Raw genomic sequence first — 12,759 nt, 5'->3', positions numbered from 1 at the left:
CTCGGTCCCAACGGCGACCCCGAGGTGCGGACCCGCGAGGGGTTCCGTCGGCGGCTTCCTGGGGTGGGTACTGGTGAAGGCCTCGGACGGCGAGAGCGACAGCGCCTTCGCGCTGTCGCCCACGCAGCTCCTGATCGCGGCCCTGGTGGGCGTCGCGGCCTGCGCGCTCGCCGGCCTGCGCCCGGCCCGCCGGGCCCGCACGTCTGGACGTGCTGCGCGCCATGGCGACCGAGTGACGTACGGACAGGAAGAAAGGCGGAGGAACGCCGCTGGTCACCGCCCGGTCAGCCGACAACGGCCGACCGGGCGGGAGCGTGTTCCGGTCTGCGCCGGTGAACGCCCGGCTTGTACCCCTTGTCGTCGCACAACGGTTCCTCGAACGGCTGTCGCGTCGGCGTAGTGGTCGCGGGCCGGGTCTCCGGGGCCAGCACCACCGGCGTGACCGTCGGCAGTGTGAACCACACGACCTTGCCGGACTCGCCGTTCGGCCGGACTCCCCAGCTCTCACTGACCGCGGCGACCATCGCGAGCCCCCGTCCGCAGGTGGCGGTGGGATCCGCGTCCCGCAGCTCGGGAATGCGCGGGTCGTGGTCGTGCACCGAGACCGTGAGCCGGTCGAGCAGAACCTCGATCTCCACCGTGCACGTCTTGTCGGGCTGGGCGTGCCGGTGGACGTTGGTCAGCAGTTCGGTCACACCGAGCGAGGCCCGGTCTATCAAGGGATCCAGATGCCAGTAGCGCAATTGTGCAGAGACGATTCTGCGGACCTGGCCGATCCGCGACGGCAGGGCTTGGAGCTCCACCGTGCAGTGCCTGCTTGGGTGACTGATCACGGCTTGCGACTCCCCGAATTGAGGTCCGGAAGAAGACACGAGAGCGGATCCAGCAGATTGCCTGCGTGTTGTGGCCGCCTGCTGTCGTGGCCGGCGGGCTGGTTCGCAGCGTTATCGCCGGTAAACCCAGAGTGATGTGTGACCAGCGTGGCCCAGGGGGGGGAAACCCGCAACTCGCGGCACGGTCCGCGACACCTTCCGTGTCCGCGCGGGTTACGGCCCCGCGGTCCCCGCCCTGTTCAGAGCCCGCGTCCCGCCGCCCTGCGTACTGCCTCGATGAACCGGCGCGCCGCGGGCGGCCCGGACTCGCCCGGTGCGGGGTCGTGATCCCCCAGAGTCAGCAGGTAACGGTTGCCGTTGAGGTCCGCGAGCGCCCGGTCGTCGGCCGCGAACCAGGGCTTCGACGCGCGCACCGCCTGTACGGGAGCGCTGTCGATCTCACTGCCGTAACTGGTGAGCAACTCCAGCCTGCCGTCGTTGATCCGGACCTGCCCGGCCCGGGTGAGGGAGCGCAGCCTCTTCCCGATCCGCACGCCCGTGGCCGTGAACTCCGGCTCCGCCATGATGCTCCGCCCCCTTGTCGGCTTCCGCCGAGATGCGTGGTGATCCCGCGTGGAACGTGATCCAGTGTGCGCCCCCGTGCGGTGCAGTCTGCCTGCCCCCGGCGTCGAGCACCAGTGCGTACGACGCTCTCCGGCAACCGGCGAAGCACTCACCGGGATGCGCCCCGGCATCTTCCGCCCCCCCCGCCCACCCTGCTCCTGCCCCCGCACCCCAGGTCGGCCTTTGGGGCTCCCAAAGGTGTGTTTATGCAGGTGAGACAGGTGTTGAAGGTGTCTATGATCGGTGCGTCCGGCTGCCCGAGGAGCCGTCGGCGCGCGCATCACAAGGAGCCTGACGTGAGCATCCCCGACCCCATCGGGACCGCCGAAACCCTCCAGACGCTCGATGTCGACCGAAGCGACACCGACTACCGAACCTGGCTCAAAGAGGCCGTCCGCAAGGTCCAGGCCGACGCCAACCGCTCTGCCGACACACACCTGTTGCGCTTCCCGCTGCCCGAGAGCTGGGGTATCGACCTGTATCTGAAGGACGAGTCGACTCACCCCACCGGCAGCCTCAAGCACCGACTCGCCCGCTCACTCTTCCTCTACGGACTCTGCAATGGCTGGATCCGTCCCGGCCGCCCGGTTATCGAGGCGTCCAGTGGCTCCACCGCCGTCTCCGAGGCGTACTTCGCGAAGCTGATCGGCGTGCCCTTCATCGCGGTGATGCCCCGCACGACAAGTGCCGAGAAGTGCCGCCTCATCGAGTTCCATGGCGGCCGGTGCCACTTCGTGGACGACTCCCGGAAGATGTACGAGGCCTCGGCGGCCCTTGCGGCGGAGACCGGCGGCCACTACATGGACCAGTTCACCTACGCGGAACGTGCCACGGACTGGCGCGGAAACAACAACATCGCCGAATCCATCTTCCGGCAACTGGAGCTGGAACGTTTCCCGGAGCCCGCGTGGATCGTCGCCACTGCCGGCACCGGCGGCACCTCGGCGACGCTGGCCCGCTACGTCCACTACACGCAGCGTGACACCCGCATCTGCGTCGCCGACCCGGAGAACTCCTGTTTCTTCGAGGGCTGGACCACCGGCGATCCGGACGTCACCTGCGACTGCGGCTCCCGCATCGAGGGCATCGGCCGCCCCCGCATGGAACCCAGCTTCGTCCCCGGCGCGGTGGACCGCATGATGAAGGTCCCGGACGCGGCCAGCGTCGCCGCGGTGCGAGCCCTGGAACAGAGAATCGGCCGAAAGGCGGGAGGCTCCACGGGCACGGGCCTGTGGAGCGCACTCAAGATCATCGCGGAGATGGTGGCAGATGGGCAGCAGGGCAGCGTGGTGACACTGCTCTGCGATCACGGTGACCGCTACCTGGACAAGTACTACTCGGACGAGTGGCTGAACGGACAGGGCCTGAACATCGCGCCCTACGGGTCGGCGATCGAGGTTCTACTGGAAACAGGTGTCTGGCCCCACTGACCCGGGGGCGCGGGGCTGTGACATCTGCGGCTCCGCCCTGTGGGCGCACCAGCCACGCCGGCGCCGCACCGGCAAACGCACCCGCTAGGCAGCCTCACCCGCGACAACCAGCCGCCGCAAATGCTCCGAAACCTCGTCCCGAGCCTCGGACACCAGTCCCGAGTCCGTCACCAACGTATCCACCTGCTCCAACGCCGCGAACGAACTGAGCCCCACCGTCCCCCACTTGGTGTGGTCGGCAACCACCACGACCCGCCGGGCGGACTGCACCAGCCGCCGATTGGTCTCCGCCTCCGCGAGATTCGGCGTCGACAGCCCCGCCTCGACCGATATCCCGTGCACCCCGAGAAACAGCACGTCGAAGTGGAGCGAGGCGATGGCCTGGTCGGCAACCGGTCCGACCAGCGAGTCCGACGGCGTCCGCACCCCACCGGTCAGCACCACAGTCGCCGCCCCCTGCCGCTGCCCCGACACACGCTGCGCGGCGTGGAAGACGTCGGCCACCCGCACCGAGTTCGTCACCACTGTCAGGTCCGGCACGTCCAGCAACTGGTGCGCCAGCGCGTACGTCGTCGTACCGCCAGACAGCGCGATCGCCGAGCCCGGCGCGACCAGCTCCGCCGCCGCCTGTGCGATGTCCTCCTTGGCCGTCAGTTCCAGACCGGACTTGGCCTCGAACCCCGGCTCGTGGGTGCTCGCCTCGACCACCGGCACCGCGCCGCCGTGCACCTTCTCCAGGACGCCCTGGCGGGCCAGCGCGTCGAGGTCACGGCGGACCGTCATGTCCGACACGCCGAGCTTGCGGGTCAGTTCGTTGACGCGAACGCCGCCGCGCCGCCGTACCTCGTCGAGGATCAGGGCGCGGCGCTGCTCCGCGAGGAGGTTCTGGTTGTCACTCACGACCGCTCCACGTCCTTCCGGGGTTCTCTCGGGCCTGTCGGTCCACTCGCCCCCACCACTTCCGACACGTCCCGCACACCCGCTGCGAACCTGCTGCGAACCCGCTCCGACAAGGACATTCCTCCTGCTACCGGCCCGGCGGACGTCCCATACTCGCATGGGCCGGTACTCGTCGCGCCACTGCCCGTCACGACGCGAACATGTCACTCTGGCAACACCGGCTCCTCGCTTGTCACACGGATCGGGGAGATTCCGTGCGGAGAGGTGTACGGAGCCCGCTCGGCGGAGATCCTCCAGTCCCGCACGGCATTGCTCCGGACAGGCGGAGGCTGCCGGCGCGGCACGGGGGAAGTACGAAGCAACGGGGGAAGTGCGAACAGTGGAGCATGCGGAGGAACGGGCCTCGAATGCCGGGGCGAACGGCACGGCAGAGCCGTCCGAAGGGGGTGAGCGGACCGGGGCCGGGGCGACCACCGGCATCGCCCTGGAACTACTGGTCCACGGCGTGGGCGGCGCCACACCCGGCAGGATGCTCAACGATCCGCGGACCGTCCGGATCACCGGTGACGACACGGCCGCCGTCTTCCGGCGGGTGGACGACGAGGAGGCGGAGAAGCGGCCCTCCAGCCCGGGCGGCGCGCCGATACGCGAGGCATACGTCTGGTGCAACCTCACCTCCGGCAACGGCACGCGCGCCCTGTGGCTGCTACTGCTGCCGTTCATGGTGGTCAACCTCGCCCACTGGATGCGCCCCACCGCCCGCAACCATCAGCGCACGGTCCGCTTCTACGGCCTCCTGGTACGCCTCGTCGGCCTGACCCTCACCGTCCTCCTCGTCGCCGCCGCCTGTGAGGTGGCTCTCGACCTCACGGCCTGGCAGTGCGCCGGCACGCGCGCGTGTGCGGAGGCGCACTCCTGGCTCGGCTTCCTCTCCCCGACAGAGTCCGGCGGCGGCTGGTGGAGCGAACCCGGCCGCCGCCTCGCCCTGGCCGCCGTGGTGCCCGCCGCGCTCACCGGCCTGCTGTGGGTCCTGTCCCGCCGCACCTGGAGCGCGTACGAGTCCCAGCAGCCGATGGCCCACGCCCCCGAGCCCGCCGACGAGAACATCCGTACGGCCCTGGGGCGGCCCGGGTTCTGGTACGGCCGACGGCTGGTCGCCCGGCTGCGTGCCGCCCACACCGCGGCCGGCCTGTTGACTGTCACCGCCGCCGTCGGCTCCGCCGCCGCCCGCCACGACCGCGAGGCAGGCGGTCCGGCGGCACTGGCGGCCCTGGCCGGGCTCCTGAACGTGGCTCTGATCGCCGGAACCGTCGCCGTGGTGTGGGTGGTGTGCCGCCGGGGGCGCAGCGAAAGACGCCTCGACAAGGAACTCGACGCCCGGCTCGTCCGTCTCCTCCCCGCCGGCGCACTCGTCCTGCTGCTCCTGACGGCCGTGTACGCCGGCTGGTCGCGCCCCGGGTGGCGGTCGACGGGGCGACTGCCGGGCGACACGACCTTCGGCACCCTCGCGCTGCTCCAGGGCCTCATCGTCGTCGTCCTGGCCGTCGTCGCCCACCTGCTGTACCGCGCCCACCCCGACCCGCGGGCGGCCATGCGCGGCCTCGGCGGCCCCGCCGTCGCGACGCTCGCCTGCGCGCTGGGCGGCGTGATGTCCGGCGGCGTGTCCCAGCGCGTCGCCGACTGGCTGGACGGCACCGGCGGCACCATCGAAGGCCCGCCCGTCCTGCTGACCTGGCAGGCATCCGTGATCCCGGCAGTCCTCCTGGTCGTCCTGGGCCTGATCGGCTGGCTGGCCCGGCGCACCCTGCAACTGCGCCGCACCGAGCTGGACGCCGTGGAGCACGACTATGACGACGGCTCCGGGGAGCCCATGGACGCCGCGCGCACCCGACGCATCGCGCGCATGCGTGCGATGGCCGCCCTCACCGACCGGGCGCCCCGCATCCTCGGCGTCACCTCCGCGGTGACGCTGCTCCTGGGCGCCGCCGCCCTGGCCGGAGCCCGGCTGACGGACGAAACGCCGGGAGAGGCCTCGCACGGCGCGTACGCGCTCCTCCAGGGCGCCGCCGACACCGCCCAGGCCCTCGGCTCCTGGCTGATCGGAGTCGGCTTCCTGCTGTTCGTCACCTGGGGGCGGCGCGCCTACAAGGACCCGGCCGCGCGGCGCACCATCGGCATCCTGTGGGACGTCGGCACCTTCTGGCCGCGTGCCTCCCATCCCTTCGCACCACCCTGCTACGCCGAGCGTGCCGTGCCCGACCTGACCTGGCGGATGGCCACCTGGACGGAGGCCACCGGAGGCCGCCTGGTCATCTCCGGGCACTCCCAGGGCAGCGTCCTCGCGGCGGCGGCCGCCTGGCAGCTGAAGCCGTCGGTGCGCAAGCGCGTCGCCCTGCTGACGTACGGCTCACCTCTGGAGCGCCTGTACGGGCGCTGGTTCCCGGCCCACTTCGGCCCCGCCGCGCTCACCTCGCTGCACCATGACGTGGCCTGCTGGCGCAACCTGTACCGGCTCACCGACCCCATCGGCGGGCCCGTGCACCTGCCCGGTGACTGCGGCCCCGAGGTGGACCGCGCACCGCTCAAGGACCCGCTCGCCTACGGCCGCGACAGGGAGTATCCGCTGCCCTCGCCGATCCTCGGCCACTCCGACTACCAGGCCGATCCCTGCTTCGCCGAGGAACGTGAGGAGCTGCTGGCGCGGTTGCGGCCCCGCGAGGCGGTGCCCGGGCCGCGGCCCGGGGCGGAGGCTCAGGGCAGCTCCGGCAGGTCCTCCGAGTAGAGCAGGGTCAGGTCGTCCGTGCTCGGCTCGGCGTGCTGGGCGACCCGGCCGGCGTGCCGCTCGACCATCGCCTCGAACGTCTGCCGCGCCGTGCGGCCGTTGCCGAACGTCGCCCCCTTGGGGATCGCCTCGAAGTACTTCAGCAGGGCTTCGGAGGCGCCCGGGCCCAGCCGGTACTCGTGCTCCTCCGCCTGCTGCTCCACGATCCGCAGCAGTTCCTCGGGGCCGTAGTCGCCGAAGGTGATGGTCCGCGAGAAACGGGACGCGACACCGGGATTGACCGAAAGGAAGCGTTCCATCTCGGCCGTGTAGCCCGCGACGATCACCACCACGGCCTCGCGGTGGTCCTCCATCAGCTTCACCAGCGTGTCGATGGCCTCCTTGCCGAAGTCCCGGCCGGAGTCCTCCGGGGACAGCGCGTACGCCTCGTCGATGAACAGGACACCGCCGCGCGCCCGGTCGAAGGCCTCCTGGGTGCGGATCGCCGTCGAACCGATGTGCTCACCGACCAGGTCCACCCGGGACACCTCGACGAGATGGCCCTTCTCCAGGACGCCGAGCGCGGCCAGGATCTCGCCGTAGAGCCGGGCGACCGTCGTCTTGCCCGTTCCGGGGGAGCCCGTGAAGACCAGATGGCGGCGGGCGGACGCGGCCTTGAGGCCCGCCTGCTGGCGGCGCCGGCCGACCTCGATCATGTCGGTGAGGGCCCGCACCTCGCGCTTGACGCTCTCCAGGCCCACCAGCGTGTCGAGTTCACCCAGCACGTCCATCGAGGACCGCGCGGACTTCTCCAACTCGGCGGCGGCCGCCGGTTCCTGCTCGATGGTTCGCTGGCCGGGGACAGCGCCGAGCAGCCCCGGTGACTGAGCCGTTGTCTGTACGGCCGTCTCCGGCAGCAGGGGTGTGCGCAGCGCCGCGCTCTCGTCGCTGGTGCAGTCCTCGACGACCGGCCCACCGCCGGTGGCCGCGCCGGAGGCGCCGTCGGCGAACTCGTAACCACCGCGCGCGCACCGCTCCGTACGGCACTTCGTCAGCGTCGAACGGCAGCCGTCTATCACATGGAAGCCGTAGCCCTCGCTGCCCGTCACCCGGCAGTGCAGGAAGCTGCCCCGGCCGCCCGCCGACACGTAGAAGCCCGCCTCGGCAGGGGAGTCGACCGTGCAGCGCTCGATGGTGGGATCGGCGCCCTTCGTGACGATCACGCCTGTCTGGGTGCCGACCACCGTGCAGCCGTTGAGTGTGCCCCCGCTGCCGTGGTCACGGAACCAGGCGCCCGTCGCCGCGTCCCGGATCCTGCAGTCGTCGAGTTGCGCCGTCGCCCCGTCGCTGACCGACACGGCCGTGTTGCGCACCTGGGAGAAGTCGCTGTCGACGACGTCCGCGCGAGAGCCCCGGTCGAGCACGAACAGCGCGTCCGGCACGTCGTGCACCCGGCAGGACTCGAGCACCGCCGTGGCGCCGTCGCTGATCCACACCGCCGGGTAGTCACCGGTGCTGTCGAAGATCTCGCACTGGTTGGCGTCCACCCGCGTGCCCGGGTCCCACACCGACAGCCCGTTGCGCCCGAACTGACGCACCGTCGTGCGGGTCAGCGTGAGGACGGAGCGGGACCGCAGATCGACCGCGTTCTCCGGGATGTCGTGGATGCGGCAGTCGGCGAGCGTCAGCACCGCATCGGTGTCGAGCGTCACCCCGTCCGCGGACGTACGGTGCACCTGGCAGTCGGTGAGGTGGGCGGTCGCCCGGCCGGTCACCTGGACGCCGCTGCCCTTGACCTCGTACACCTCACAACCGACGCCCTCCAGCGCGGAGTTCTCGCCCGAGACCGACAGACCGACGCCCGAGGCGTGGTGCACCCGGCAGCGCTCCAGACGCGGATGGCCGCCGTCGCGCACGGTCACCCCCGCCTGGCCGGCCGCGACGACCTCGCACTCCTCGAACACCCCGCCCGCGCCGTCCAGTACGGCGATGCCCGCGCCCGCCGGATTGTCGACCGTGCAGCGCCGCACCGTCGGCCGCGCGCCGCCGCGCACCTCGATGCCGGCGGCGGACCGCGTGACGATCCGCATGTCCAGCAGCTCCGGTGTGCCCTCCTCGACGAGCACGGCGGCCGCCGTCGGGTCCTGGCCCTCCACATACAGGTCCTGGACCACCGCGGAGGCGCGCACGGTGAGCGGCACGCCGTCCACGGGCGCGATGCGCACCGAGCCGGGGGAGCCCTCCGGGCCGCGCAGCGTCACCGCCCGCTCCACGACGAGGTTCTCCCGGTAGGTGCCGGGGGCGACGGTGAGGACGTCGCCGTCCGCCGCGGCCTCCAGGGCGGCGGCGAGCGACGCGTACTCACCCGTGCGGCGCCGCCACCTCGATGTGCCGGTGTGCGTCACCTGGACCGTGCCCTGTGCCATGGCGCTGCTGTGCCCCCACCTCGTGGAACGCGGGATGTCGCGGAAGGTGCCGAACGATGTCGGCCGGTCCACCGTAGCGTGCGCGGGCACGGTGGGTTGACCAGAGCCGCAAGGCGGTCAACTACCGGTCCCGGTGCGGCCCCAGTCGGGTCCGGCCCGGTCCCATGCCTGGTCCCAGCGGGCGTACCGGCGACGGACCATGAGCCGGACTGCCAGGCGCCGACCGCCCTCGACGAACCCGGCGCACAGGGCGGCCGCCCCGAATCCGGCGAGGACCGCGTGCGTCGTCGCGGTGGCGGTGTCCAGTGGCCGGGCGGCTGTTCGCCCCTGTGCGTCAGTCCACAGCGTGAAGTGGTCGCCGGGATGCGGGGACTTGAGGCTCGCCATGACCTTGCCGTGCTGCTCCGTCCCGTCCGGCCCCGTCCAGTCGGCCTCCACGCGGCTTCTCACGTCCCGCGCGGAGGCCGTCTCGGGGTCGGGCCCCAGCGGGGAGCCGGCCAGCTTCCTGACCACGGTGGCCGTCACGAGATGGCGGGCTTCGCGCTGCTCCCGTACGGCCTGTTGCAGTGCGCCCTGGGCGACGCCGCCGACCAGGACACCGATGAGGGGCGCCGCCAGGAGGACCAGCAACAGGGCCGCGAGCGCCACCCAGGCCTCCGCCAGGTCGGTCGCGCGGCGCAGCGGATTGTGCCGCCAGCGCCAGAGTCCGCCGATAGCCCGCACAGCCGCACCCCTTTCCCGCTTCCGTGATAACCCCGGTCGGAGAAGTTCACGCACGATGCGGGTCAAAGAGAGAGCGAAATCACCCCTCATCGGCTCCCGCCGGCGGTCTCATGAACTTCTCGCAACCCAACGGCCAGGCCCCGTGCCGGTGTTCCCGCCCCCGCAGCCAATCGGAGGACAACGCCCGAAGACTCTGTCCAAAGACCCTGCCTGCCTATTCGAGGATCCTGACCGGATCGCCGGCACTGATCGTCCCGCGGGTCTCGGGCACCAGGTTCTGGCCGAAGACCAGTTGATTGCCGAAGCGGCGATGGCGCCCGAGGGCGCGCAACGGTTCCCGTCCGCGTCCGCCGGTCTCCTGGTCGGTGGTGGTCACCACACAGCGCCCGCACACCTTGGCGACCCGGAAGGAGACCTCGCCGACGGCGATCCGGGACCAGCCGTCCTCGGCCCAGGCGGCGGTCCCCGACACCACCACGTTGGGCCGGAAACGGTTCATGGGCAGGGGGCCCTCCTCGGCATGATCCCCTTGCGCGATCAGGGAGTTGAGGGCGTCGAGCGACGCGAGCGTGGTGAGCAGCAGCGGATATCCGTCGGCGAAACTCACGGTTTCGCCGGGCAGCGCGAACTCCGGGTCGACCGCGCGGCGCGTGGCCGGGTCGTCCATGTGCAGGAGCCGCACGTCCTCGCCCAGATAACCGCCGCACCAGGCATGCGCGTCGTCGCCCGCGAGCACCGCCGCCACCTTGGTGCCGAAGATGTCCACCGTCGTCGTGCCCGTCACCTCGGGGACCGGGACCGTCAGGGGCGCGCGACCGGGCGCGGACAGACGAATTCCGCCGCCGGGCAGCAGCTCGGCGGCGGCCTGTGCCAGGCGCGGCTGCTGGCGTTGTGTGACGGCCTTTCCCCCGGCGTCAGCCAGAACCCAGCGTCGGTCTCCGGCCAGCCCCCAGGGCTCCACCACGGCTTGCCGGGGCGCCTGGCCCCGGAACGCCTTGACCGGATGGATGTGAATCGAGTACAGCTCCGCATTCCCCATGCCGCCATCGTGCCAGCAGGCACGGACACTCCGGGGGTGAGATCAGTACCCGCGGTACTGCTGGTTGTTGTACGGCTCCTGGTACGGGGTCGGGGCGGGCCGGGGAGCCGCCGGGCGCATCGCCTCGTAACCGGTGGCCGCCGGCGCCGGACGCTGCTGCTGCATCGGCTGGCCGCCACCGGGGTAACCACGCGGCGGTGCCTGCTGCGGGATGTACGCCGCGGGCGCCTGCTGCAGCGGCGAGGGCTGCTGCGCCTGCGGGTAGCCGTAGGAGGGGGACTGCTGGGACGGACCGGCCGGCAGCGCGGGGAGCGCGGACGGCAGCGCGGGCAGGTTGCTGCTGCCTGTGTCGTACGCGGCGGGGACCCGGATCGGAGCGATCTGCGGGGCCCCCCGCTCGGCAACGAGCGAGTCGTAGATCGGGGTGTCCGGGAAGGCGGAGTAGTAGCCGCCGCCGTAGGTGGAGCGGGGGGAGGTCATGGCACATAAGTTAAACCCACGATGAGCTGGTTGGGGAGACCGATAAGAGGGTTGTTTTCCGTGTCGGCAGTGACGCGGGCCCCCCAATGCGAGCGAACTTGCCAAAAAGGGGCACCTGGTCATGCTGAGATCAGGTAAAGGCCAAGTTCCGGGTGGGTTACCGACGGGTCGCCCCGCGTTCTTCGCGCGTTCGGCAGGGGAGTTCAACAGCAGTTCACAGGCCCGGGAGAATAGATTTGGCCGCGAGGCGATCAGAGAGTGGGGGCAGTCATGTCAATGTCCAAGGGATCCAATGCTCCGGTGCCCACGGCGGCGCTCCGCGTCGAACTGGGCTGGCGCTCCGGGCCGGGTGTGCCCGACGCGGACGCCTCCGCGCTGCTGCTGGTGGCCGGAAAGGTCCGTTCCGACGGTGACTTCGTCTTCTACAACCAGCCCGTGCACACCTCCGAGGCGGTCCGGCACGAGGGCAAGCGGGACGCCGGGGGCCGGGTGACGGACACCCTGCTCGTCGACCTCTCGCGCGTGGAACCGGCGGTCGAGACCGTGGTCCTCGCCGCCTCCGCGGACGGAGGAACGTTCGGGCAGGTCCCCGACCTGTACATCGAGGTCCGGGACGCGTCCCGGGGCACGGTGGTCGCCCGCTTCGACAACGCGGGCGCCGGTGCCGAAACGGCGTTCGTGCTCGGCGAGTTCTACCGGCGGCAGGGCGCCTGGAAGTTCCGTGCGGTCGGGCAGGGCTACAGCAGCGGGCTGGCAGGCCTGGCCACGGACTTCGGTATCAGCGTGGACGAGCCCCAGAAGGCACCCGCTCCACAAGCCGCCGCCCCCACCGTTCCGCTCGCCGCTCCTCGGGCCACCATGCCCCCGCCGGCCGCACCGCCAGTGACCGCGCCCCCGGCCGCACCTCCCGCGACACCTGTACGCCTGACCAAGGTGACGCTCACCAAGGAGGCCCCCTCCGTCTCGCTCACCAAGCAGGGCGGCACCTCGGGGGCCCTGCGCGTCAACCTCAACTGGCAGGTGCACAAGCAGTTCTCGGGGTGGGGCAGCAAACTCGGCCGTGCCATCGCCCAGCACAACGATCTCGATCTCGACCTGTGCGCGCTCTTCGAACTCTCCGACGGCAGCAAGGGCGTTGTCCAGTCACTCGGCAACGCCTTCGGGGCGCTGCACCAGCCGCCGTACATCCACCTCGACGGCGACGACCGCACCGGGGCCGTGTCGAGCGGCGAGAACCTCACCGTCAACCTGGACCACAAGCAGGACTTCCGGCGCATCCTCATCTTCGTGACCATCTACGCGGGGGCACGATCCTTCGCCGACCTGCACGCCGCGGTCACCCTGACCCCGGCGAACGGAGCGGCGGTCGACTTCTCACTCGACGAGTGCACCGTGCCCTCGACGGTGTGCGCGCTCGCACTGATCACCAACAACGGCAATGATCTGATCGTCCAGCGCGAGGCCCGCTATCTGGTTCCCGAGCGCGGGGTGAGCCCGCAGCGGACCGTCGACCACGCCTACGGCTGGGGCATGAACTGGACCCCGGGCCGCAAGTGACGCACGC

General features: G+C 71.3%; 10 protein-coding genes and 1 pseudogene. 4 read left to right on the top strand and 7 right to left on the bottom strand.

Annotated features, from left to right (window positions below; all coding sequences use genetic code 11):
• Positions 1-43: 43 nt before the first annotated feature.
• Positions 44-236, top strand: a pseudogene (locus RB628_RS10250) (hypothetical protein); the annotation flags it as partial.
• 48 nt (positions 237-284) lie between these two features.
• Here the strand turns inward: RB628_RS10250 and RB628_RS10245 are convergent.
• Both RB628_RS10245 and RB628_RS10240 read right to left on the bottom strand, forming a co-directional pair.
• A complete protein-coding gene (locus RB628_RS10245) occupies positions 285-833 on the bottom strand; it encodes an ATP-binding protein (protein WP_318320015.1) in 549 nt (182 codons plus the stop codon).
• A 239-nt stretch (positions 834-1,072) separates the two neighbouring features.
• Positions 1,073-1,396 carry a hypothetical protein gene (locus tag RB628_RS10240; RefSeq protein WP_318320014.1) on the bottom strand — a complete coding sequence of 108 codons (324 nt, stop codon included), beginning with the start codon at positions 1,394-1,396 and terminating at the stop codon, positions 1,073-1,075.
• A 336-nt stretch (positions 1,397-1,732) separates the two neighbouring features.
• Between RB628_RS10240 and RB628_RS10235 the strand changes: the two genes are divergently transcribed.
• On the top strand, positions 1,733-2,866 hold the full coding sequence (locus RB628_RS10235) for a PLP-dependent cysteine synthase family protein (protein ID WP_412180626.1): 1,134 nt from the start codon (positions 1,733-1,735) through the stop codon (positions 2,864-2,866).
• A gap of 84 nt (positions 2,867-2,950) precedes the next feature.
• Here RB628_RS10235 and RB628_RS10230 read toward each other — a convergent pair whose 3' ends face one another.
• Entirely contained in the window at positions 2,951-3,766 is an 816-nt protein-coding gene (locus RB628_RS10230) for a DeoR/GlpR family DNA-binding transcription regulator (RefSeq protein ID WP_318320013.1), read from the bottom strand.
• Positions 3,767-4,145: 379 nt separating this feature from the next.
• Here RB628_RS10230 and RB628_RS10225 point away from each other — a divergent pair, with 379 nt between their 5' ends.
• Positions 4,146-6,548 carry a hypothetical protein gene (locus tag RB628_RS10225; RefSeq protein WP_318320012.1) on the top strand — a complete coding sequence of 801 codons (2,403 nt, stop codon included), beginning with the start codon at positions 4,146-4,148 and terminating at the stop codon, positions 6,546-6,548.
• On the opposite strand, the gene RB628_RS10220 is transcribed toward RB628_RS10225, so the two are convergent.
• The 4 genes from RB628_RS10220 to RB628_RS10205 all read right to left on the bottom strand — a co-directional run bounded on the left by RB628_RS10220 (position 6,518) and on the right by RB628_RS10205 (position 11,195).
• Complete coding sequence (locus RB628_RS10220) at positions 6,518-8,953, bottom strand: right-handed parallel beta-helix repeat-containing protein (RefSeq protein ID WP_318320011.1); 2,436 nt, start codon at positions 8,951-8,953, stop codon at positions 6,518-6,520. The genes RB628_RS10225 and RB628_RS10220 overlap by 31 nt on opposite strands.
• A 117-nt stretch (positions 8,954-9,070) precedes the next feature.
• Positions 9,071-9,676: a hypothetical protein gene (locus RB628_RS10215; protein WP_318320010.1), complete on the bottom strand. Its 606-nt coding sequence runs from the start codon at positions 9,674-9,676 to the stop codon at positions 9,071-9,073.
• A 214-nt stretch (positions 9,677-9,890) separates the two neighbouring features.
• Positions 9,891-10,715: an MOSC domain-containing protein gene (locus RB628_RS10210; protein WP_318320009.1), complete on the bottom strand. Its 825-nt coding sequence runs from the start codon at positions 10,713-10,715 to the stop codon at positions 9,891-9,893.
• Positions 10,716-10,757: 42 nt separating this feature from the next.
• The gene (locus tag RB628_RS10205; protein WP_318320008.1) at positions 10,758-11,195 is read right to left on the bottom strand and encodes a DUF6643 family protein; all 438 of its coding nucleotides are present in this window, start codon (positions 11,193-11,195) and stop codon (positions 10,758-10,760) included.
• Positions 11,196-11,471: 276 nt separating this feature from the next.
• On the opposite strand from RB628_RS10205, the gene RB628_RS10200 reads away from it, so the two are divergent.
• Positions 11,472-12,752: a TerD family protein gene (locus tag RB628_RS10200; RefSeq protein WP_318320007.1), complete on the top strand. Its 1,281-nt coding sequence runs from the start codon at positions 11,472-11,474 to the stop codon at positions 12,750-12,752.
• The last annotated feature ends 7 nt before the right edge of the window (positions 12,753-12,759 follow it).

It is taken from the genome of Streptomyces sp. ADMS, assembly GCF_033441795.1.
GTDB lineage: Bacteria > Actinomycetota > Actinomycetes > Streptomycetales > Streptomycetaceae > Streptomyces.
The sequence above is the reverse complement of the archived record's forward strand: the minus strand, read 5'-3'. Positions and strand labels throughout refer to the sequence as shown.

Excerpts from the sequence above, each read along its gene's own strand:
- RB628_RS10200 (WP_318320007.1), top strand. The coding sequence starts at position 11,472 with ATGTCCAAGGGATCCAATGCTCCGGTGCCCACGGCGGCGCTCCGCGTC.
- RB628_RS10205 (WP_318320008.1), bottom strand. The coding sequence starts at position 11,195 with ATGACCTCCCCCCGCTCCACCTACGGCGGCGGCTACTACTCCGCCTTC.
- RB628_RS10210 (WP_318320009.1), bottom strand. The coding sequence starts at position 10,715 with ATGGGGAATGCGGAGCTGTACTCGATTCACATCCATCCGGTCAAGGCG.
- RB628_RS10220 (WP_318320011.1), bottom strand. The coding sequence starts at position 8,953 with ATGGCACAGGGCACGGTCCAGGTGACGCACACCGGCACATCGAGGTGG.
- RB628_RS10240 (WP_318320014.1), bottom strand. The coding sequence starts at position 1,396 with ATGGCGGAGCCGGAGTTCACGGCCACGGGCGTGCGGATCGGGAAGAGG.